Annotated in this window: 21 protein-coding genes and 1 tRNA gene; 20 read left to right on the top strand and 2 right to left on the bottom strand. The window is 73.8% G+C overall.

Features of this window, described 5'->3' with window-relative positions; translation table 11 throughout:
- Positions 1–9 precede the first annotated feature (9 nt).
- From BSZ37_RS04755 to BSZ37_RS04740, 4 genes are all read left to right on the top strand, one after another.
- The gene (locus tag BSZ37_RS04755; RefSeq protein WP_095509445.1) at positions 10–417 is read left to right on the top strand and encodes a 6-carboxytetrahydropterin synthase; all 408 of its coding nucleotides are present in this window, start codon (positions 10–12) and stop codon (positions 415–417) included.
- On the top strand, positions 407–1,060 hold the full coding sequence (gene folE / locus BSZ37_RS04750; RefSeq protein ID WP_095509444.1) for a GTP cyclohydrolase I FolE: 654 nt from the start codon (positions 407–409) through the stop codon (positions 1,058–1,060). The genes BSZ37_RS04755 and folE overlap by 11 nt, the downstream gene beginning before the upstream one ends.
- 175 nt (positions 1,061–1,235) lie before the next feature.
- Positions 1,236–2,810, top strand: a complete 1,575-nt coding sequence (locus BSZ37_RS04745; protein WP_143537558.1) for a hypothetical protein — start codon at positions 1,236–1,238, stop codon at positions 2,808–2,810.
- A gap of 55 nt (positions 2,811–2,865) precedes the next feature.
- Complete coding sequence (locus BSZ37_RS04740) at positions 2,866–3,054, top strand: hypothetical protein (RefSeq protein ID WP_095509442.1); 189 nt, start codon at positions 2,866–2,868, stop codon at positions 3,052–3,054.
- A gap of 68 nt (positions 3,055–3,122) precedes the next feature.
- Here the strand turns inward: BSZ37_RS04740 and BSZ37_RS04735 are convergent, their stop codons facing one another.
- Complete coding sequence (locus BSZ37_RS04735; RefSeq protein ID WP_095509441.1) at positions 3,123–4,547, bottom strand: Na+/H+ antiporter NhaC family protein; 1,425 nt, start codon at positions 4,545–4,547, stop codon at positions 3,123–3,125.
- A 204-nt stretch (positions 4,548–4,751) separates the two neighbouring features.
- The gene (locus tag BSZ37_RS04730) at positions 4,752–5,447 is read right to left on the bottom strand and encodes a bacteriorhodopsin (protein ID WP_281253043.1); all 696 of its coding nucleotides are present in this window, start codon (positions 5,445–5,447) and stop codon (positions 4,752–4,754) included.
- A 237-nt stretch (positions 5,448–5,684) separates the two neighbouring features.
- Between BSZ37_RS04730 and BSZ37_RS04725 the strand changes: the two genes are divergently transcribed.
- The 16 genes from BSZ37_RS04725 to BSZ37_RS04650 all read left to right on the top strand — a co-directional run bounded on the left by BSZ37_RS04725 (position 5,685) and on the right by BSZ37_RS04650 (position 21,502).
- Positions 5,685–6,383, top strand: a complete 699-nt coding sequence (locus tag BSZ37_RS04725) for a hypothetical protein (protein ID WP_095509439.1) — start codon at positions 5,685–5,687, stop codon at positions 6,381–6,383.
- A 133-nt stretch (positions 6,384–6,516) separates the two neighbouring features.
- The gene (locus BSZ37_RS04720) at positions 6,517–8,838 is read left to right on the top strand and encodes a CDC48 family AAA ATPase (protein WP_095509438.1); all 2,322 of its coding nucleotides are present in this window, start codon (positions 6,517–6,519) and stop codon (positions 8,836–8,838) included.
- Between the two features lie 101 nt (positions 8,839–8,939).
- Positions 8,940–10,484 carry a T9SS type A sorting domain-containing protein gene (locus tag BSZ37_RS04715; RefSeq protein ID WP_095509437.1) on the top strand — a complete coding sequence of 515 codons (1,545 nt, stop codon included), beginning with the start codon at positions 8,940–8,942 and terminating at the stop codon, positions 10,482–10,484.
- Positions 10,485–10,573: 89 nt separating this feature from the next.
- A complete protein-coding gene (locus BSZ37_RS04710) occupies positions 10,574–10,921 on the top strand; it encodes a hypothetical protein (protein WP_095509436.1) in 348 nt (115 codons plus the stop codon).
- A gap of 85 nt (positions 10,922–11,006) precedes the next feature.
- Positions 11,007–13,331, top strand: coding sequence for a TonB-dependent receptor (locus BSZ37_RS04705; protein ID WP_095509435.1), 2,325 nt, complete (start codon positions 11,007–11,009; stop codon positions 13,329–13,331).
- A 100-nt stretch (positions 13,332–13,431) separates the two neighbouring features.
- Positions 13,432–14,019, top strand: coding sequence for a hypothetical protein (locus BSZ37_RS04700; RefSeq protein ID WP_095509434.1), 588 nt, complete (start codon positions 13,432–13,434; stop codon positions 14,017–14,019).
- A gap of 107 nt (positions 14,020–14,126) precedes the next feature.
- Positions 14,127–14,200: transfer RNA gene (locus tag BSZ37_RS04695), tRNA-Lys, on the top strand.
- 191 nt (positions 14,201–14,391) lie between these two features.
- Positions 14,392–15,111, top strand: a complete 720-nt coding sequence (locus tag BSZ37_RS04690; RefSeq protein ID WP_179299475.1) for a flagellar hook-basal body protein — start codon at positions 14,392–14,394, stop codon at positions 15,109–15,111.
- 58 nt (positions 15,112–15,169) lie between these two features.
- Complete coding sequence (gene flgG / locus BSZ37_RS04685; RefSeq protein WP_095509432.1) at positions 15,170–15,955, top strand: flagellar basal-body rod protein FlgG; 786 nt, start codon at positions 15,170–15,172, stop codon at positions 15,953–15,955.
- Positions 15,952–16,617, top strand: coding sequence for a flagella basal body P-ring formation protein FlgA (locus BSZ37_RS04680; protein ID WP_095509431.1), 666 nt, complete (start codon positions 15,952–15,954; stop codon positions 16,615–16,617). Before flgG ends, BSZ37_RS04680 begins: the two co-directional genes overlap by 4 nt.
- Before the next feature lie 3 nt (positions 16,618–16,620).
- Positions 16,621–17,250 carry a flagellar basal body L-ring protein FlgH gene (locus tag BSZ37_RS04675; protein WP_095509430.1) on the top strand — a complete coding sequence of 210 codons (630 nt, stop codon included), beginning with the start codon at positions 16,621–16,623 and terminating at the stop codon, positions 17,248–17,250.
- Positions 17,251–17,252: 2 nt separating this feature from the next.
- Positions 17,253–18,368, top strand: coding sequence for a flagellar basal body P-ring protein FlgI (gene flgI / locus BSZ37_RS04670; RefSeq protein ID WP_095509429.1), 1,116 nt, complete (start codon positions 17,253–17,255; stop codon positions 18,366–18,368).
- A gap of 9 nt (positions 18,369–18,377) precedes the next feature.
- A complete protein-coding gene (locus BSZ37_RS04665; RefSeq protein WP_095509428.1) occupies positions 18,378–18,824 on the top strand; it encodes a hypothetical protein in 447 nt (148 codons plus the stop codon).
- On the top strand, positions 18,821–19,234 hold the full coding sequence (locus BSZ37_RS04660; protein ID WP_095509427.1) for a hypothetical protein: 414 nt from the start codon (positions 18,821–18,823) through the stop codon (positions 19,232–19,234). Before BSZ37_RS04665 ends, BSZ37_RS04660 begins: the two co-directional genes overlap by 4 nt.
- Before the next feature lie 2 nt (positions 19,235–19,236).
- Positions 19,237–20,592: a flagellar hook-associated protein FlgK gene (flgK, locus tag BSZ37_RS04655; RefSeq protein ID WP_095509426.1), complete on the top strand. Its 1,356-nt coding sequence runs from the start codon at positions 19,237–19,239 to the stop codon at positions 20,590–20,592.
- Positions 20,593–20,614: 22 nt separating this feature from the next.
- Positions 20,615–21,502, top strand: a complete 888-nt coding sequence (locus BSZ37_RS04650) for a flagellin N-terminal helical domain-containing protein (RefSeq protein WP_095509425.1) — start codon at positions 20,615–20,617, stop codon at positions 21,500–21,502.
- Positions 21,503–21,657: the final 155 nt, after the last annotated feature.

Genomic DNA, 21,657 nt, shown 5'->3' with positions numbered 1-21,657 from the left:
CGATCTGCCATGCCGACGGTCTACGTCACCCGCAAGGCCCACTTCAACGCCGCCCACCGCCTCCACAACCCGGACCAGTCCGACGAGTGGAATCGGGCGACGTTCGGGAAGTGCAACAGCCCCAACTGGCACGGCCACAACTACGAGCTCGACGTGACTGTGGCCGGCGAGCCCGATCCCGACACCGGCTTCGTGGTCGACCTCGCCGACCTGAAACGGGTCCTCGAAGAGCGCGTGGTCGAGCCGCTCGACCACAAGAACCTGAACCTCGACGTCCCCTTCTTGGAGGGCAAGAAGACGTCGACCGAAACGCTCGCGGTCGCCATCTGGGAGCAACTCGCGCCGCACGTGCCGGGGCTCCACGAGATCGTCCTCCGCGAGACGCCCAACAACTCCGTGGTCTACCGTGGCGAGTAACGAGCAGCACGAGGGCGGGGCGAGCGACCTCGCCGTAAAAGACGCCAGCCCGCTCCTCTACGAGCGGCAGGACGTCTACCACGACGACACGACGGCCGAGCTCGCCGCGCTCTCGAAGCGCCAGCTCGAACTCGTCGGCGAGGACCCCGAGCGCGAGGGCCTGCTGAAGACGCCCGAGCGCGTCGCCAAAGCGTGGCAATTCCTGACGCACGGCTACGGGCTCGACCCCGACAAGGTGCTGCGCTCGGCCCTCTTCGCCGAGGACTACTCCGAGATGGTCCTCGTTAAGGACATCGAGGTCTACAGCCTCTGCGAGCACCACGCGCTCCCGTTCTTCGGCAAGGCCCATGTGGCCTACATCCCGAACGGGCACATCGTCGGGCTGAGCAAGATCCCGCGCGTGGTGGACGTGTTCGCGCGGCGGCTCCAGGTCCAGGAGCGGCTGACGCTCGAGATCCGCGACGCCGTCGACCGCGTGCTGAAGCCGGAGGGCGTGGCCGTCGTCATCGAGGCCCAGCACCTCTGCATGATGATGCGGGGCGCCGAGAAGCAGAACTCGATGACGACGACGAGCGCCATGAGCGGCGTCTTCCTCGACAACGCGAACACGCGGTCCGAGTTCATGCGGCTCATCTCGGGGTAGCCCGCCGGGTGCCTCCGCCTCGGTGCCGAGGCGGGGGGAGACAGACGACGGGGGCGGCCCGGAGCGTTGGACCTCGGCTACGCGAGAGGGCCCGCCGGCCCCGCTGGCGGCGGTCCCGTGAAGGACGCCCCGCGCGGCGCGCGCTAGCTTGACCGCCCCTCTGCCCGTGACCGCCGTGCCCGAGTTCCACCGCCTCGACGCCGACGCCGACGCCCGCTTCCTCCGCGCCCGCGTCGCCGATCCGCTGACCCGCACCCCCTTCCGCCCGACCAACGAGGTCGTGATGTGCGACGCGTGCGGGACCGTGTCGCTGCGCGAGACGTGGGAGGCCCTCGGCGGCTGCCCCAACGGCCACCGCCGCGCCGCCGCGTGGGACGTCTCGGCCGCGCTGAGCGCAGGCGACGGCGCTGCGACCGCGGCGCCGCGACCGCCCGCCCGAGGCGCCGCCCGCCCGGCGCCCCCGCCCGAGGAGCCGAAGGGCCGCTGGCTGACGTGGCTCCTCGTGGCCGTGGGCGTGGCCGGGCTCGTCGTGCTCGGCATCGTCGTCGTGGGGATGCTCCGTGACGGCAACGACACGACCGTCGTCGAGACCGACGACACGCCGGCGGGCCCGACCGGGCCCCAGGCCATCGTCATCGCCGAGCCGAGCCTCGTCGAGGGCTCGCTCGCCGAAGGCGACTACCAGACGCCCGACGGGCGCTACCAGGACCTCTACACGTTCGCCGCCGACTCGTCCGGCGCCGTCCTCGCCTTCCGCGCCTCCTCCGAGGACTTCTTCCCGGACCTCGTGGTCGAGACGCCCGAGGGCGACCGCGTCGAGGCCGAGACGCTCTCCGACGACCCCGACACGGGCGCGCGCGTCGTGGCCGTGACCGGCCTCCGCGGGCCAGGCCTTTACCGGATCCTCATCGCCGCGCGCCGGCCGGGCGAGACGGGCGACTACGCGTTCCGGATCGTGAGCGAGAACCCGGTCCGCCCGCTCACGCCGAACGGCTCGGCGGTCCAGGCCGAGCTCGGGAAGTTCAGCGAGCGCGTCGAGGGCTTCTTCCGCGACCGCTACCGGTTCACGGGCGCGGCCGGCCGCGAGCACACCGTGACCGTCCGGTCGAGCGCGTTCGCGCCGGTCGTCCAGATGGAGGGCCCAGGCGGGGCCGTGAGCGGCGAGACGGGCCGGGCCGGTGGCGTGGTCACGTTCGTGTTCACGCCCCAGCGCGACGGGACGCACACGCTCGTCGTCACGTCGCAATCGGCCGGGAAGACCGGGGCCTACACGGTCCAGCTCGCCGTCGAGGCGGCCGAGGAGCCCGAGCAGGTCGTGACGCGGACGCTCCCGACGAACGGCCAGGCCGTGACCGACTCGCTCCAGGCCGGCGACACCCAGACCTACTCGATCCGCGGCCGCGTCGGCGACCGGGTCCGCCTCGAGGTCCGCGCCGAGGGGTTCACGCCGTCGCTCACGCTCGTCGGGCCCGACGGCGAGCGGACGCCGGCCTCGCCCGACGGCGACCGCGCGCGGCTTCGCCTGACGCTCCCCTCGGCCGGCACGTACCGCGTCATCGTCGGGGCGACGGACGGGAGCGGCGTGGCGCGCACGACGCTGGAGCAGGAGGCGGCCGTGACGTCCGAGGACATCCCGCGCCTGCCCGGCGCCGACGCCCTCGGCCGCGAGACCCCGCCGCCGCCGGCCAACGACGACGAGAACTACCGGCCGCAGCCCATCGACAACGCGCCGGACGGCGGGCGGCGCTGAGGCCGCCCCCGCCGTAGCTTTCGGCCGACCCCACCGCCGGGCGCCACGCCCCGACATGAGCGACGACGCCGACACGATCCGAGTCCCGAAGGCCCGCCTCCGCGAGGTGAAGGCCGAGATCGACCAGCTCAAGCGCGACCTCGCCGCCCTCCGGGAGGAGCACGAGAACCTCCGCGCCCACCTCAAGGGCTCGATCCAGGAGGTCGCCCGGCTGACCGAGGAGAACGAGCGGCTCCGCGCCTGACCGCAGAGCGGCGGCGCAGCCACCCCGCCCGCCTCGGCGGGTCAGCCGCCGAGGCGGCCCCCTCCCGGCTACACGAGCGCGCCGATGAGGGCGAACCCCACGATGGCGACGCTGCCCGCGAGGAGCGCGTACGGCAGCTGCGTCCGGACGTGCGAGATGTGGTCCGTGGCGGCGGCCAGCGACGAGACGATCGTCGTGTCGGAGATCGGCGAGGCGTGGTCGCCGAAGATGCCGCCGGCCAGCGACGCGGCGAGGAACGGCGCGAGCGGCAGCCCGAGCGCCGCCGCGGCCGGAACGGCGATCGGGATCATGATGGCGAACGTGCCCCAGCTCGTCCCGGTCGAGAACGCGACGAACGCGCCGGTGACGAACACGAGCGGCAAGAGGAGCGCCGGCCCCACGCCTGCCTCGGCCACGCCGGAGGCGACATAGACGCCGGCCCCCAGCTCGCGCGTGATGCTCCCGAGCGAGAGGGCGAGCAGGAGCACGAAGGCCATCCCGAGCATCCCGCCCGCCCCTTTCAGCCCGGTCGTCGTGAGCTGCTCGACCGTCATCCCGCGCTGGACGAGCATGAGGACCCACGCCACCAGGAGGCCACTCAGCACGGCCCACAGCACGCTCGTCGAGCCCGACCCGTCGAGGAGGTTGCCGTCGCCCGTGACGAGGAGCCCGACGGGCATCATGACGACCATCACCCCCAGCGGCACCAGCATGTTGACGAGGCGCGGCGGGATCGTCCCGATCGGCTCCGGCACGAGGGCCGACTCGTCCACGTCGGGCGCCGCGGCGGGATCGAACAGCTCGCCGCGCGAGGCCCGGTCCTCGGCCCGCTTCATCGGTCCCCACGCCCAGCCGGTGACGGCCACGACGCCGGCCAGGAGCACCGCGGCGATGGCGTAGATGTTGAACGGGATCGACTGGACGAACAGGCGGAGCGGCTCCTCGACGCCCTGCTCGTTGAGGAGCCCGAGGACGTAGGCGCCCCACGCGTTGAGCGGGATGAGGATGCAGACGGCCGCGCTCGTCGAGTCGATGAGGTAGGCCAGCATCTCGCGGCTGCTCCGCTGGCGGTCGAACAGCGGGCGCGACACGGCGCCGGCCACGAGCACCGTGATGTTCGACTCGATGAAGATGACGATCCCGACGAGGAACGACAACAGCCGCGCCCCGCGCTTCGACGACGCCCAGCCCCGTTTCTCGAGCGTGTCGATGAACCCGCGGACGCCGCCCGACGCCTCGACCGTCGCGATGAGCGCCCCGATGACGAGCGTGAACAACAGCACGCGCGTGTTGCCGGCGTCCCCGAACACGCCGACGGCCCCCTCAATGGCACCGCCGAGGCCAGCGAGCGGGTTCCACCCGGCCAGGATCGTGTAGCCCAGCCACACGCCGGCCCCGAGCGAGAGGTACACCTGCCGCGTCCCGATGGCGAGGCCGATGGCGAGGATCGGTGGGAGGAGGCTGGTCCAGGTCGGGTCGATCTCGGGCGGCATGGCGGGGCGGGGGGACGCCCGATGGTACCCACACCTCCGGCCTCGGCGGGCTCCGGGGAGCCACCGAGGCGGGCGATGTCACCCTCGGCGCAGCGAGATCCACAGGGACGACGGCCCCTTCTCCTCTGCCGTGCCCGCCCCGAACTCCCACCGCGAGACACTCGGGGAGGCCACGGCGCACCCGTTGCGGGCCCGGCTCGGTGATCAAGCGGGGCGCGCCGGGACCCGCGCGCCCTCGGTGCTCAGCCGGCGGAGCAGGCTCAGGTCGTAGACGCTGAACCCGACCTTGGAAAAGATCGGCAGCAAGATGAACAGCGCCGTGTCGACGTCCTGGCCGACGACCCCGAAGCCCGACGGCCCGAGGATCCAGGTGAGCGGGTAGCCGACCCAGAACAGGGCGAGGTAGAGGGCGACGCGGTCGTAGATCCGCCCCACTGCGGCGTCCTGATGGGCCACCCGGCGCAGCGACGTGAACGCCGTCCAGAACACGACCGCCAATGCGGCCACGCCGACGCCGTAGAACACGAGGCGCGCGCTGCCCTCGGACAGGTCCGCGACGAGACCGGACAGGATCATCACCACGTCGGCGGCGACGAGCGTGAGGAGCGTCGGGACGTGGGGCCGCTTGTCGGAGCGCGTCGTCGCCGTCATCCAGAGGGCCGCCAGGAGGAGCGGGGTCGTGACCACCCAATCGGCGTAGCGGGCCCAATAGGTCGTCTGACCGGCGACCTCGACGGTCCCCAGGCCCAGCCCCATCGCGAGGTAGGCGAGGCCCGACCACACCGGGATGATCGCGGCGACCAGGTACTCCCAGACCGGAACGCCCTTCGGGTCACGAGACCAGGTAATGAACAGGAGCGCGCCGGCGGCCATGGAGGCCACGTAGACGGTGTAGAGGATGGACTCGAGATCCCCGGGCGGAGGGATAAGTGGAGGACGTCAACCCGCGCCGTCGCCCTCCGTTCGCCGGGGCGCGCCCGTCGGGGTCGACCTGACCTCGACCCAGGGCCTCGGCCCGACAGCGAGAGATCTGTATCGGACCCGTCGCCAACCCCTTCAGAAACGGGGCTTGCCCGTGTGACCTGAGGCGAGCGCGCGGCGGCAGAGAACGTGCTCACACCTCCTCTCCCCCTGGCCATGCGCACCCTGCTCCTCCTCGTGCCCTTGCTCGCCTCGGTCGCCGTCTCGGCCCAGCCGTCGGTCACCGTCTCCGGCTTCGCGGCCGTCCCCCAGGGCTCGTTCGCCGACGCGCTCGGAACGGCCGGCGGCGGGCTCGCGGTCGGCGCCTTCTACAACGTCCCACGCTCGCCGGTCGCCGTCGGACTCGAAGGGACCGTCGCGCTCTACGGCTACGAGCGCCGCGAAGTCCCGCTCTCCCTCACGATCCCCGACGTCCGCGTCGGCGTGACGACGTCGAACAACCTCGCCCAGGGATTGGCGGTCCTCCGGCTCCAGGTCCCCGGCGGCGCCGTCCGACCGTACGTCGACGGCGTGGCCGGGCTGACGTACCTGTTCACCGAGACGAGCGTCGGCGACGACGACCACTACGGCAGCGGGTACGGCGAGCCGCTCTCGTCGGTCAACTACGACGACCTCGCGTTCACGACCGGCGCCGGCCTCGGTGTGCAGGTCCGCCTCGGGTCGTTCGACACCGATGAGGGGCGCCCCGGGTCGGTCTCGCTCGACGCCCGCGTCCGCTACCTCTCGGGCACGGAAGCGACGTTCCTCGGACGCGGCGACATCGACCGGTTCCGCGACGGGACGATCCGCGTGTACCCGCGCCGGTCGCGGACGGACTTCCTGGCCCCGCACCTCGGCGTGACGTTCACGTTTTAGCACTCCGGTCGCCCCACCTCGGCGCCGAGGCCGAGGGAGCCGGAGCGGCGACGGGCTCGCTCCCTGAAGCGTCCGTGAGGGGCCGAACATCGCGCGCGGCTCCTCGTGGAACCGGCCCCGATCCCGCATCGACATGGCCGAAGTCCCGACTCAGACCGACACCGTCCGGCTCCAGGTGGCCGGCGCCCAAAACCCCGACTTCGGCAAGAGCATCGCTCGGCTGAGCCAGGAGGCGCTGACCGAGCTCGGCGTCTCGCCCGGCGCCATCGTCGAGCTCCGTGGGCCGAAAAATACGACGGCCGCCATCGCCTTCCCGCCCTACCCCGCCGACGCCGGGCTCGGGATCATCCGCCTCGACGGCCTCGTCCGCGCCAACGCCGGCGTGTCGATGGGCGACCACGTCGAGGTCGCCGTCGCGCGCGTCCAGCCGGCGGCGAGGGTGACGCTGGCGCCGGCCCAGCCGGGCGTCCGCCTCCAGGGCCGCGGCCAGGCGCTCCTCCGGACGCTCCTCGGCCGCCCGCTCGTGACCGGCGACACGGTCTCGACGAGCGTCTACCGCAGCCAGCCCGGCCCGCAGGACGGGATCCCCGGCCTCCCGCCCGAGGTCGCGCAGCGCCTGTTCGGCCAGCAGCGGGCGTTCGGGCTCCAGGAGATCCGCCTCATCGTGACGAGCACGAGCCCGCGCGGGATCGTCCAGGTCACGGAGCAGACCGAGATCGAGCTCCTCCCGGAGTACCAGGAGCCCAGCGACGGCGAGCCGCCCATCGGCATCACCTACGACGACATCGGCGGCCTCGGCGACACGGTCGACCAGGTCCGCGAGATGATCGAGCTCCCGCTCAAGCACCCCGAGCTGTTCGCCCGCCTCGGCATCGACCCGCCGAAGGGCGTGCTCCTCTACGGACCGCCCGGGACCGGCAAGACGCTGCTGGCGCGCGCCGTCGCCAACGAGACGAACGCCCACTTCTCGGTCATCAACGGGCCCGAGATCATGGGCCGGTACTACGGCGAGAGCGAGGGCCGCCTCCGCGAGGTGTTCGAGGAGGCCGAAGCGCAGGCGCCGGCCATCATCTTCATCGACGAGATCGACTCGATCGCGCCGGCGCGCGACGAGACCGGCGAGGCCGAGCGCCGCGTCGTCGCCCAGCTCCTGACGCTCCTCGACGGGCTGGAGGCCCGCGGCAACGTCGTCGTGATCGGCGCGACGAACCGGCCGGACGCCATCGACGAGGCGCTCCGCCGGCCGGGCCGGTTCGACCGCGAGATCGTGATCGGCGTGCCGGACACGCAGGGCCGCCGGGAGATCCTCAACATCCACACCCGAGGGATGCCGCTCGCCGAGGGCGTCGACCTCGAGACGCTCGCGCGGACGACCTACGGGTTCGTCGGGGCCGACCTCGGCGCGCTGGCGCGTGAGGCCGCCATCTCTGCGCTCCGGCGCGTCCTCCCCGGGCTCGACCTCGACCTGGACGAGATCCCGGCCGAGGTCCTCGACGAGCTCGTCGTAACGGACGACGACTTCGGGGACGCCATCAAGCGGGTCCAGCCGAGCGCGCTCCGCGAGATCCAGATCCAGGTCCCGAACGTCGGCTGGAACGACATCGGCGGGCTGGAGGAGACGAAGCAGCAGCTCCAGGAAGGTATCGAGCTCCCGCTCAAGCACCCCGACGCGTTCCGCCGGCTCGGCATCCGCCAGGCCCGTGGCTTCCTCCTCTTTGGGCCTCCCGGCAACGGGAAGACGCTCCTCGCGAAGGCCGTCGCCCGCGAGGCCGAGGCCAACTTTATCGCGACGAAGTCGAGCGACCTGCTGAGCAAGTGGGTCGGCGAAAGCGAGAAGCAGGTGTCGAAGCTTTTCAAGCGCGCCCGCCAGGTCTCGCCGACGGTCATCTTCATCGACGAGATCGACGCGCTGGCGCCGGCCCGCGGCGGCTCGTTCGGCGACTCGAACGTGACCGAGCGCGTGGTCAACACGCTGCTCGCGGAGATGGACGGGCTCGAAGAGCTCCAGGGCGTCGTGGTCGTCGGCGCGACGAACCGGCCGACGCTCCTCGACCCGGCGCTCCTCCGCCCGGGCCGGTTCGACGAGATCGTGTACGTGCCGGTGCCCGACCAGGAGGGCCGCCGCCGGATCCTCGAGATCCAGACCGGCGCCATGCCGCTCGCCGACGACGTCGACCTCGATTCTCTCGCCGAGCGGACCGAGCGGTTCTCCGGGGCCGACCTCGAGAACCTCGTCCGGAAGGCCGGCCTGCTGGCGCTCCGCGCCGACCTCGACACCGAGACCGTCACCTCTAGCGACTTCGAGCGGGCGCTCGAGGACACGCGGCCGAGCGTGACGCCGGAGGTCGAGAAGGAGTACGAGCGGATGCGGAAGCAGCTCAAGCAGGAGGACCCGCGCGGCAGCCGCCCCATTGGCTTCCAGATCGCGACGAGCGACGGGAACGGCGCCTCCTGACCCCGCCCACCTCGAGGACTCCGTGGGGAGACTGAGGCGGAGAGGTGAGCCGGTCCGGTCGGGGATTCCGCTTCTGTGTGGGACTCCCTTCCCCTCCGCTCATGCGCCCCTTGCTTCTCCTCGCCCTCCTCGCCCCGGCCGTCGCGGCCCAGACCACGTTCACGGTCACGACCGTCGCTGACGCCGGACCGGGCTCCCTCCGCGCGGCCATCGTCGACGCCAACAACGCGCCCAACGGCGACGGCCAGGACGTCATCGCGTTCGACATCCCAGGCGGCGGCCCGCACACGATCCGGCCGCTCTCGCAACTGCCGTCGGTCCTCGAGCCCGTCGTGATCGACGGGCTCACGCAGCAGGGGGCCGACTGCGAGACGTGGCCGGCCACGCTCCAGATCGTCCTCGATGGGCAGCAGGCGGGCAGCGACATCGAGGGCATCCAGATCGAACGCGGCGGCGGCGCGACCGTCCGCGGGCTCGTCATCCACCGGTTCTCCAGCGACGGGTTCGACGTCGAGGGCGCGGGGGGCAACACGTTCGAGTGCAACTTCGTCGGGACCGACGTGACGGGCACGATGGCCATGCCGAACGGCGACGACGGGTTCGACGTGGCCTCATCGGACAACGTGATCGGCGGGGCCTCGCCCTCCGCCCGCAACCTCATCTCGGGCAACACGACGGACGGCGTCGACGTGGACGGGTACAACGAGCTCGGCCAAGACGACGTGGCGCTCCGGAACGTCATCCAGGGCAACTACATCGGCGTCGCAGTCGACGGCGAGAGCCCTCTCGGCAACGGCGACGACGGGGTCGAGCTCCAGTTCGGCGCGGCCGACTCGGTCGTGGGCGGGACCGAGCCGGGCGAGGGCAACGTGATCGCCTACAGCGGCGACAACGGCGTCCAGATCGAGGAGGCGTCGAGCGTCCGCAACCGGATCCTCGGCAACGCCATCTTCGAGAACGGCTCCCTCGGGATCGAGATCAAACCCGACGGGCGGACGCCCAACGACCCCGGCGACGGCGACAGCGGCCCGAACGACCGACAGAACTTCCCCGTCCTCGACGCGGCCACGACCTACTCCAACACGACGACGACGACGATCACGGGGACGCTCTCGTCGCGACCGAACGGGACGTACCGGGTCGAGCTGTTCGCCAACGGCGCGGTCGACCCGACCGGCTACGGTGAAGGCGAGGCGTTCCTGGGGGCGGCCGAGGTGACGACGGGCCCCGACGGCGACGCCCCGTTCTCCATCGAGCTAGCGGAGCCGGTCGACCCCGGCCTCTACGTGACGGCCACGGCCACCGACGCCAACGGCAACACGAGCGAGTTCAGCGAGGCCATCGACGTGGACGCCGTCGACAACGTGGCGACGGAGAACGGGCCGGGCGCGGCGCTCGGGCTCGCGCTGACTCCGAACCCGGCTGCCACCGGCGTGGCCGTGTCGTTCGACGTGGCGCAGACCGGGGCGGTCGAGGTCTCCATCGTCGACCTGCTCGGCCGCGTCGTCCGGCAGCTGGCGAGCGCGCGGGCAGCAGGTCGGCAGACGGTGCCGGTCCCAGTCGAGGGCCTCCCCGCGGGCGTCTACATCGTCCGTGTGTCGACGACGGAGACGTTCGCGGCGCTCCCGCTCACGGTCGCGCGCTGACCCCGCCCGCCTCGGCGCCTCTCTCCTCGGAGTCTCCGTGAGGTCGCCGAGGCGGGCACCGCTCGACGTGTTCGTACGTTAGCCCCCCGATGCGTCGCGCCCCCGCCCTGCTCCTGCTCGCCGTGCTCCTCGCGGGGCTCGGCGCGTCGTCCGTCCACCGGGCGGCGCACGCGGTCGAGTGGGCGGAGGCCCAACAGTCGCACGAGGCGGACCACCACGACGACGGGGCCGACCACGCCTCGACGCCGTGCACCGGCGGCGACGTCCACGCCATCGACTGCGCAGTCTGCTCCGGCCTGAGCTTCGCCATGCTCGACGACGTCGTCGACCCCGCCGATTCCGTCGCCGACCCCGACCGCCAACAGGCCGCGGTCGAGGCCTACGTCGATTTCCGCCGGGCGGTCGCCCCGGCCCGAGGCCCCCCCGCTGTCGCCTAGCGCTGCCCCCGGGGCAGCGGTTCGTCCGGCGCGCGTGCGCCGGCTCTGGCTCTGACCGCGCGTCCGCGGTCCTGCGACAGCACCGATGACCTCCCCCCGCTTTCTCCTGGCGGTCGCGCTGGCCCTCCTGGGCGGCGCGGTCTCCGCCCAATCCCTCTCCGGCCGCGTGACCGACGCGGCCACCGGCGACCCGCTCCCCGGCGCCGCCGTCCGCCTGCCCACGCTGGACCGCGCGGCGGCCACCGACGCCGACGGCCGCTTTTCGATTCCCGACCTCCCCTCCGACACCGCGACCGTCGTCGTGAGCTTCGTCGGCTACGAGCCGTTCCGTGACGTGATCGGGGTGCCGCGGACGGTGCCGCTCGACGTCCGCCTCGCGCCGGCGGAGGACGTGCTCGACGAGGTCGAGGTCACCGCCGACGAGGCGCAAGAGCGCCTCGGGCGCGACACGCGCGCCGTCGACGTGCTCGACGCCGAGGACCTCGAGGAGCTCCGCGGCGCCTCGCTCGGCGAGACGCTCGCCCGGCTCAACGGCGTCACGTCGCTCTCGACCGGCCCGACGATCCAGAAGCCCGTCGTCCGCGGGCTCCACTCCGACCGCGTGCTGATCCTCGAGAACGGGGTCCGCCAAGAGGGCCAGCAGTGGGGCGGCGAGCACGCGCCCGAGATCGACCCGTTCGCGGCCGGGCGGATCGAGGTGGTCAAGGGCGCGGCCGGCGTCGAGTACGGGGCCGGCGCCATCGGCGGCGTCGTCCGGATCGACGACCCGGACCTCGTGTTCGAGCCGGGCGTCGGGGGCGACCTCTCGCTGCAGGCGTTCTCGAACAGCGGCCAGGGCGCCGGCTCGGCGGTCGTCGAGGGCGCCTCCGAGGCGCTGCCCGGGTTCGCGTGGCGGCTCCAGGGCTCGGTCCGCCGCGCCGGCGACGCCCGGACGCCCGACGTCGTCATCCGCAACTCGGCGTTCGCCGAGGCCGCGGGGCACCTCACGCTCGGCTACCGCCGCGGCCCGCTCGAGGTCGACGGCCACCTCCGCCGGTACACCACCGAGCTCGGGATCTACAAGGGCTCCCACTTCGGCAACCTCCGCAACCTCGAAGAGATCATCGCCCGCGGCGGGCCGGACCCGGCGTGGGACTACCAGTTCTCGTACGAGATCGAGGCCCCGAAGCAGGCCGTCACGCACGACGTGGCGAGCCTCCACGCCCACACGACGTTCGGCGACGGGCACCACGTCGACGCGCAGTACGCGGTCCAGAACAACCGCCGCCAGGAGTTCGACGCGCACGGGCGGTTCGAGGAGACGCCGGGCGAGGCGCCCTCGTTCGACCTCTCGCTCCTCACGCAATCGGTCGATCTCAAGGTCGAGCCGAACGTCTCGGACCGGGCGCGGCTCACGGTCGGACTCCAGGCGCGGACGCAGCTCAACGAGAACGGCGAGACGGGCTTCCTCGTCCCCAACTTCCGGGCGTACGACGGCGGCCTCTTCGCCCACGGCTCGTTCGCGGCGACGGGCCGGCTGACGCTCGACGCCGGCCTCCGCCTCGACGCGCGGACGCAGCGGGCCTTCCCGCGCGACGTCGAGACGCGCGGGTTCGCCGACGTCCGCCGGACGTTCGTCGGCGGCGCGGCCGTCCTCGGCGGCCTGTACTCGCTAGGCGAGCACTGGAGCATCGCCGGCAACGTGGGCAGCGCGTGGCGCCCGCCGAACGTGAGCGAGCTGTACTCGTTCGGCGTCCACCACGGGACGGCCCAGTTCGAGATCGGCGACCCGGACCTCGGCGTCGAGCGGAGCCTCGACGTCAACGCCACGCTCCGCCACGAGAGCGAGCACGTGAGCGCCGAGGTCGCGGGCTACGTCAACCACGTGTTCGACTACGTCTACGCGCTCGAGCAGCCGGACCCGACGGTCACGATCCGGGGCACCTTCCCGACCTACGCCTACACGCACACCGACGCCCGGCTGGCGGGCGTCGACGCGCAGGTCGAGATCCGCCCGCTCGACTGGCTCGACCTCGGCGCGCGGGCGTCGGTCCTCCGGGCCGACAACCTCGACCTCGGCGGCCCGCTCTACGGCGTCCCGTCGGACCGCTTCGGCGGACACGTCCGCGTCGAGCCGGGCCGCGCGCTCGGCCTCGACGGCCTCTTCGCCGAGGCCGACGTCCAGCACGTGACGCGGCAGGACCGGGTCCAGCCCGGGGCCTACCTCGCCGCGCCGTACCCGCCCGGCTACACGCTCGTCGGGCTCCGCCTCGGCGGGACCGTCGACTGGGTCGGAGCCCCGTTCCGGGTCCAGCTCGGCGTCCAGAACCTGTTCGACGTCCGGTACCGCGACGCCCTCGGGCGCTTCCGCTACTTCGTCGACGAGCCCGGCCGCAACGTCACGCTCCGCGTGGCGGTCCCGCTCGGCTAGGCGACCGACTCGGCCGGGACCGTCCCGGCCGTTCCCTGTCGCCGGCCGAGCGGGCCGGTTGGCCTCTCGGGGGCGACGTCCACTCCCTCCCCCCACTCCCATGGTTACGCACAACACGACGCGCGCCCTCGGCGCGCTCGCCCTCCTGGGCGCCCTCTCCCTCACCGCCTGCGACTCCGGTGCGCCGGACGGCAACGCCGGCGAGGAGGAGCTCATTACGCAGGTCACGCTCTCGCTCACGCCCACGTCGAGCACGGCCTCGCCGGTCACGATCCAGGCCAACTTCGACGCGGACGGCACGAACCCGACGTTCACGCCTACGGCGCTGGCCCTCGAACCCGGCACCACGTACAACGGGTCGATCCAGCTGCGGGACACGTTCAACGACGATGACATCACCGAGGAGATCGAGGAGGAGTCGGAGGAGCACCTATTCCGCTACGCCCTCTCCCCGGCCTCGCTCGGGACCGTGACTGTCACGGACTCCGAGAGCGACTACACGTCGGAGGACGAGAACGGCGGCGACTACGCCGTCGGCCTCACGTTCCAGGTCACGACGGCCGCCGGCGCGTCAGGCACGGGCACGATGAACGTGCTCCTCTACCACTTCGACGAGGGCCCGAAGACGAGTTCGACGGCGACGAGCGACGAGATCGACGTCGACGTGGCCTTCCCGGTCTCGTTCTAACCCACCGCTCCCGCCTCGGTGGCTCCGCGCGGGTGCCGAGGCGGGCGGGGTCGCAGTTTCATAACGCCTCCGCTTGCCCTCGCTGGGGGGCTCTGTACCTTGCGGGTGCCCCTATAGCTCAGTTGGTTAGAGCAGCGGACTCTTAATCCGCGTGTCGTAGGTTCGAATCCTACTGGGGGCACCCTGAGACGGCCCGCGCTGGAAAAGCGCGGGCCGTCGTTCGTTGAGGCCGGCGCCGTGGGCGCGATGGCGGAACGACTTTCCGCAGTCCGGAAAGGGACGACGCGGCCGACGTGGCCGTGGGGCGCGGAATCGGGCCGCGGGGGCGCGGCGGGGCATTTGCAGAGGCGCTGGGCCAACCGCCCCGCCCCCATGCTCCTCCGCCTCCGCAACGCCGCCGCCTCCATGGCCGAGCTGGCCCAGCGCCAGGACCGCGTCGCGAACAACCTCGCCAACGCGGGCACCGTCGGCTACCGCCGCGACCAGGCCTTCGCGACGGCGCTCCGCGAGCGGATCGACGCCGAGGGCGCGCCGCAAAGCACCCGCGTCGGCGGGCAGGTCGCCGACCTCGCGCCGGGCGAGTTCATCCAGACCGGCAACGCGCTCGACCTCGCGCTCGACGGCGACGGCTTCTTCGCCATCCAGGACGCCGACGGCCGGACGCGCCTCACGCGCGCCGGCGCGTTCGTCCTCGACGGTGACGGGACCGTCCGCTCGCCGCAGGGCCACCTCCTCCTCCGCGACGACGGGACGCCGCTGACGCTCCCGCCCTCCGGCGGCGAGATCGCCGTCGACACGGCCGGCGACGTCACCGTCGGCGGCGTCCTGGCCGGGCGGGTCCAGACGGTCGCCGTCGAAGACCCGGGTCAGCTAGCCCGCCTCGACGGGGCCACGTTCGACGGCACCGGGCTGGCGCTCGCGCCGGCCGAGGCCCGCGTCCGTCAGGGCTTTCTCGAGGGCTCCAACGTCGACGCCGTCGGCGAGATGGTCGAGCTCATGAACCACGTCCGGCTCTTCGAGAGCCAGCAGAAGGCGCTCCGCACCACCGACGAGACGCTCGGCGCCGTCACCCGCGACCTCGGCACGTTCTGATCCAGAGGGAGACGCAGATCCCCCTGGCGTCCCTCCTTCCCCTCATCCCTCCCGCCCCATGCTCCGCGCCCTCCGCACCGCCGCCCTCGGCATGAGCGCTCAACAAACGAGCGTCGACAACACGGCGAACAACCTCGCCAACGCCAACACGACCGGGTTCAAGCGGAACCGGGTCGCCTTCCAGGACCTCCTGTACCAGCGCGTCCGCGCGGCGGGCGGCGAGGACGGGGCGGCCGGCGCGCCGGCCTCGCTCCAGATGGGCCACGGCGCCCTCGCCGTCGCCACCGTCGCGACGTTCACGCAGGGCGGCCTCAGCGAGACCGGCAACGCGCTCGACCTCGCCATCAACGGCGACGGCTTCTTCGCCGTCCAGATGCCCGACGGCAGCCGCTCCTACACCCGCGACGGCGCGTTCACGCTGACGGCCGACGGGCTCCTCGTGACCCAGAGCGGGTTCGCGCTCGACCCCGGCATCGAGGTCCCGCCCGACGCGCTCGAGGTCCAGGTCCAGGCCGACGGGACGGTCCGCGCCTTGCTGCCCGGCGAGACCGAGCCGGTCGAGCTGGGGCAGGTCGAGCTGTCGCGGTTCCAGAACCCGGCCGGGCTCCGCGCGCTCGGCGGCAACCTGTTCGCCGAGACCGAGGGGAGCGGGGCGCCCGTCATCGCACCGCCCGGCGAGGACGGCCTCGGCACGATCCAGCAGGGCTTCCTCGAGGGCTCCAACGTCGACGTCGTCCAGGAGATGGTGGACCTCATCGCGGCCCAGAGGGCCTACGAGATGAACTCGAAGATGGTGCAGGCCGGCGAGGAGATGCTCCAGATCGCCAACGGCGTCAAGCGATGACCCGGTTGGGCCTCCTGCTCGCGCTCCTCGCCGCCCCGGCCGCCTCGGCGACCGAGGCCGACGTGGTCGCGGCCGCCGAGGCGGCCGTCGCCGACGTCTGGCCCGACGCCGAGGTCCGCGTCGTCCGCCTCAGCGGCGGGGCCGAGGCCGCGCCGCCCCCGCTCCGCGTCCGGTTCCGGGACGCGGCCCCGCGCGGGCGCGTCTCGGCCGAAGTGGAAGCGCAGGAGCCCGACGGCACCTGGGCGCCCGCCGGCTGGGCCTACCTCGAGGTCGCCGTGTTCGAGACCGCGCCGGTCCTGATCACCGACGTCGATCGAGGGGAGCCCGTCGCCGGTGCGGTCCGCCTCGACCGCGTCGAGACCACCCGCCTGTCCGCCGTTCTCCCCGCCGACGCGCTCGGTGCGGGCTGGACGGCCGCCCGGTCGCTCCGCGCCGGGACCGTCCTCACCGGCCGGCTCGTCGAGGCCCCGGCCGCGGCCGAGACCGGCGACGCCCTCCGCGTCCGCTACGCCCGCGGCGCCGTGGCCGTCACGCTCGACTGCGAGGCCCGCGAGCGCGGGGCCCTCGGCGAGACCGTCCGCGCCGTCTGCGCCGCCACCGGCGCCACCTACCGCGTCCAGCTCACCGCGCCCGGCGAGGGCGACTGGACCGCCACCCTCTGACCCATGACCCGCGTCCTGCTCCTCCTGCTCGTCGCCGCCCCGGTGTGGGCCCAGCCCGTCGCCGAGCCGGCGGCCGAGCCCGCCCCACGGCGGCCCGTCTCGCTCTTTTCCGACCTCCGCGCCTACCAGGCCGGCGACCTCCTCACGGTCGTCCTCGCCGAGCGGACGTCGGCGCGGCGCCAGTCCGAGAGCTCGGCCCAGGCCACCTCGGCGGTCTCGGGGGCCGGCTCGTCGTCGCTCGGCGGGTACTTCGGCCTCGACGCCCGCGTCGGCGGCCAGCGCGACGCCGACAGCCGGACGGTCCAGAGCGACCTCCTCTCCGGCACGATCACGGCCCGCGTCGTCGACGTCGACCCGGCCGGCAACCTGGCCATCGAGGGCGAGCGCCGGCTGAACGTGGACGGCGACGTCCACCTCATGACGGTCCGCGGGCTCGTCCGCCCGGCCGACGTGACGACGGCCAACACGGTCCTGTCCTACCAGATCGCCGGGGCCGACGTGGCCTACCAGCAGGAGGGCCGCGGCCCGTCGTTCCTGCGCGGGCGGTTCCTCACGCTCGTCGGCACGGCCGCCGTGATCGTGGGCGCCGTCGTCCTCGGCGCGTCCGCCGCCGGCGCCGCCGGCACCCCCTAGCCATGCGCCCGCTCCTCGTCATTCTCCTCCTGGCGGCCCTCGCCGCCGACGCCCCGGCCCAGACGACCGCCAGCGCCCGGCTCAAGGACCTCGTGGTCCCGGCCGGCGCCGCGCCCGTCCAACTCACCGGCTACGGCATCGTCGTGGGGCTCGACCGGACCGGCGACCGCGCACGGGGCCGGTCCGGCGCGCCGTACACCGTCCAGAGCATCGCCAACATGCTCCAGCGGTTCGGGATCGCCGTCGACCCCCAGCACCTCGGCTCGCGCAACGCGGCGGCCGTGATGGTCACGGCCACGCTCGACCCGTTCGCCGGGCCCGGCTCGTCCGTCGACGTGACCGTCGCCTCGCTGGGCGACGCGCGCTCGCTGTCGGGCGGCGTCCTGCTCCAGACGCCGCTCCAGGACATGCTGAGCGGCGGCGAGGTCTACGCGATGGCCCAGGGGCCGGTCCTGACCGGGACGCTCCTGGCCGACGCCGCCGGGACCTCCGCGCGGACGGGCCCGACCAACACGGGCCGCGTGCCGTCGGGCGGGATCGTCCGCCTGACGGCGGGGACGGCGCTCCCGACGGGCGCGCTCGACCTCGTCCTCCGCGACCCCGACTTCACGAACGCCGCCGCCATCTCCGAGGCCGTCAACGCGGCGTTCCCGGGGGCCGCGAACACGGTCCACGCCGGGCTCGTCCGGGTCGAAGTGCCCGCCGAGGCGGGCGGGCCGGCCGGGCTGATGGCCGCGCTCGAAGGGCTCCGCGTGGGCGTCGACGTGCCCGCGCGCGTCGTCGTCAACGAGCGGACCGGGACGATCGTGGCGGGCGGCGCCGTCTCCATCGCCGAGGTCATGATCACGTACGGCTCGCTGACGATCTCGACGGCCGTCGACCCCGCGATCTCCCAGCCCGGGCCGTTCTCGCGCAACGGCGAGACGGTCGCCGTGCCCGTCGGCAGCGTCGACATCGACGAGGCGCCGGCCCGGTCGGTCGTGCTCCAGCCGAACACGACGGTCGCCGAGCTGGCGGCGGCGCTCAACGAGCTCGGACTGGCGGCCCGCGACGTGATCGCCGTGTTCCAGGCCATCGACCGCGCGGGCGCGCTCCAGGGCGAGCTCGTCGTCCTCTAGCCCCGCCCCATGACCCCGATCTCCCCCGCGACCGCCGCCGGCCCCGGCCCCACCCGGGCCGCCGCGCCCGACGACCCCGTCGAGGCGGCCCGCCAGTTCGAGGCCGTCCTCGTCCGCCAGTTCGTCGAGGTCATGACGAAGGACCTCTTCCAGAGCGAGGAGGAGGGGATGATGACCGGCCAGGCCGACCTCCAGCGCGACACGCTGACCGACACGCTGACCGACCACCTCGTCGACACCGGAACGTTCGGGATCGCCGACCTCCTGATGGCGCAGTGGGCCCGGGCCGGGCGGCTCCCGGCTGACCCCGCCGGCCTCGGCGACGCCGCGCCTGAGGCGGGCGGCCCCGCGGCGCGCACCCCGCGACGGGCGATGTCGATGGACGAGGCGCTCCGATTGTACCCGCCCGCTCAAGACCCGCCCGTTTCCATCGATCCCCTCGAGGACTCCCCATGACCGACGTGTTCGCTCCCGAGCGCGAGGCGCTCGCCGCCCTCCGCGACGCCGCCCGCGCCCAGCTCGCCGCCCTCCGCGACGCCTCGCCCGAGACGTTCGAGGCCGCCTCGGCCGAGACGCTCGACGCCGTGGCCGAGCTCGACCGCCGGCGCCGCGCTCGCGAGCGCCGCGTGGCCGCGCCCGACGCGCCCGCCGCGGCGCCCGAGCAGCGGACCGCCCTCGAGGCCGCCGCCCGCGAGGCCCGCGCCGCCTGCGACGACCTCGAGCTCGCGCTGACCCACGCGGTCGCCCTCGGCCGCGACCTCCTCGGGGCGTGGCAGCAGCTGACGGCCCCGCCGACGGCCCAGGTCTACACCGCCCAGGGCGCCGTCGGCGCATCCGGACCAGGGCGCGTCCGCCAGACCGGCTAGCCATGAGCCTCAACAGCCTTTTCTCGACCGCCCGCCAGGGCCTCCTCGCGAGCATGGCCGCGACGAACGCGACCGGCCAGAACATCGCCAACGTCGAGACGCCCGGCTACACGCGGCGAACGGTCGGGCTCCGGGCCACGCCCGCCACGCGGGGCGGCCTCGTCATCCGCGGGCTCCCGAGCGCAGGCGCGGGCGTCCATATCGGCGGGTTCGAACGGGTCCGCAACGGGGTCCTCGACGCGGCGGTCCGCCAGGGCCGCGCGGGGACGGGCGGCGCCGAGCAGGGCGCGCTCCTCCTCGCCGGGCTCGAGGGCCAGCTGGCGCCCGACGGCGGCGACGCGCTCCTCGGCGCCGTCGGCGGCTTCTTCGCCGCCTGGTCCGACGTCGCCGACGCGCCCACCGACCTCGGCACGCGCGACGCGCTCCTGGCCGCCGCCGGCCACCTTACTCAGACCGTCCGCGGCGCGGCCGAGCGGCTCGACGCCTTCGGCGCCTCGGCCGCGGCCGACCTCCGCGGCTCCATCGACCGCACCAACGGACTGCTCGCCGAGGTCGCCGGCCTCAACGTCGCCATCCGCACGGCCCGCTCGCAGGGCGCCGACGACCTCGACGCGCTCGACCGCCGCGACCAGTTGCTCGACGAGCTCGCCGGCCTCGCTCCGTTCAAGGTGGAGGCCCAGGCCGACGGGACCGTCTCGCTCTCGATCGGCGGAATGATGGCCGTCCAGGGCGAGGACGCGCTCCCGCTCCGGCTGGCCCTCCCCCCGGCCGTCGCCACACCGGCTATCCGGGCCACGGGGTCCGACGCGCCGCTCCCCCTGCCGGGCATCGAGAACGGCGCCCTCGGGGCCGGCCTCCACGTCATCGGCATGGCCCTCCCCACGGCACGCGCGGGGCTCGACGCCCTCGTGGGAAGCGTCGTCTCCCAGGTCAACGCCGCACACGCGGGCGGGACCGGCCTCGACGGCTCGTCCGGCCTCGACTTTTTCGACCCGACCGGGACGACGGCGGCCACGTTCGCCCTCGCGCCCGGTCTCTCGGCCGAGGCCGTCGCCGCCGGGACCGGCGGGCCGGGCGACGGGAGCGTGGCCACGCTCCTCGCCGGCCTCGGCGACGCCGTCGGGGCGGACGCCGCGCGGCTCCTGGCCGACGTGGGCACCGAGGCGCGGCGGGCCGCGTCGAGCGCGACGGCCAGCGCGGCCGTCACGGCCCACGCCGAGGCCCTCCGCGCGGGCGTTTCGTCGGTCTCGCTCGACGAGGAGATGGCCAACCTCATCCAGTTCCAGCAGTCGTACGCCGCCTCGGCCCGCGTGCTCGAGACGGCCACGACCCTGTTCGACACGCTCCTCGCCCTCTAGCCCCGCCGTCCGGCGCCGCGCCATGCCCCGCCCCGTCGTCACCGCGCTCACGCGCGCCGTCGCCCAATCGGGGACCCGGCGGGCACTCCCCGACGCCCGCACGGCCGTCGACGTCCTCAACAGCCAGCTCGCGACGGGCTACCGGATCCAGCGGCCGTCCGACGACCCCGGCGGGTTCACGCAGGCCCGCACGCTCGGCCGGGTCCAGGACCGGCTCGCGCAGTACGGCCGGAGCCTCGACGCGGCCACGCTCTGGACCGACCGGACGCAAGCCGAGCTCGACGGCCTCTCGGACCTCTTCGCCGACGCCCGCGACCTCGGCCTCCGCGCCGCCAACGGCGTCCTCGACACCGAGAGCCTCGCCGACGAGGTCGAGTCACTCCGGGAGGAGGTCATCGCCCGGCTCAACGCCAAGAGCGGCGACGAGCACCTTTTTGCCGGCAACGCGACCGACACCGCTCCCGTCCACGCCGACGGAACGCTGGCGCCCGGCGACTTCTCGGGCCAGCGCCGTCGCGAGGTGGCCCCGGGCGTGACCGTCACGCTCAACGCCACCGACGCCCTCCACATTGGCGGCGTCCCGGCGACCGACCGGCTCCAGGCCCTCGCCGACGCCATCCGCTCCGGCGACGCCGACGCGCTGGCCGCCGCGCTCGACGGGGCCAACGCCGGGATCGACCACTACGCCCGCCTCGGCGGCCAGAGCGGGGCCGTCTCGCGGACGCTCGCCCACGCCCGCGACGCCGTCGAGACGCAGGACGTCCTGATCGGCGAGCGCCGCGCGTCGATTGAGGAGATCGACCTGACCGAGGTCCTCGGCGAGCTCCAGCGCCGCCAGACGGGCCTCGAGGCCGCCCTCCGCGCCTCCGCCGCGACGGTCCAGATGTCGCTGCTGGACTACCTCCAGTAGGCGAGGTCCTCCGGAGGCCAGGCCCCACCGGTCGAGCGACGCCGCGCCGGGCGCTCTCGAGGCAACGGCCCTCGGACGGTCCCGAGCGATCGGTCGGTCCCGAGTGGCGCCGGGTGCCCCCGAGGCGGGTAGGGCGGGCACGGCACCAGGCCGCC

This window comes from Rubrivirga marina (assembly GCF_002283365.1).
GTDB classification, from domain to species: Bacteria; Bacteroidota; Rhodothermia; order Rhodothermales; family Rubricoccaceae; genus Rubrivirga; species Rubrivirga marina.
This window is presented reverse-complemented; position numbering and strand designations above follow the sequence as displayed.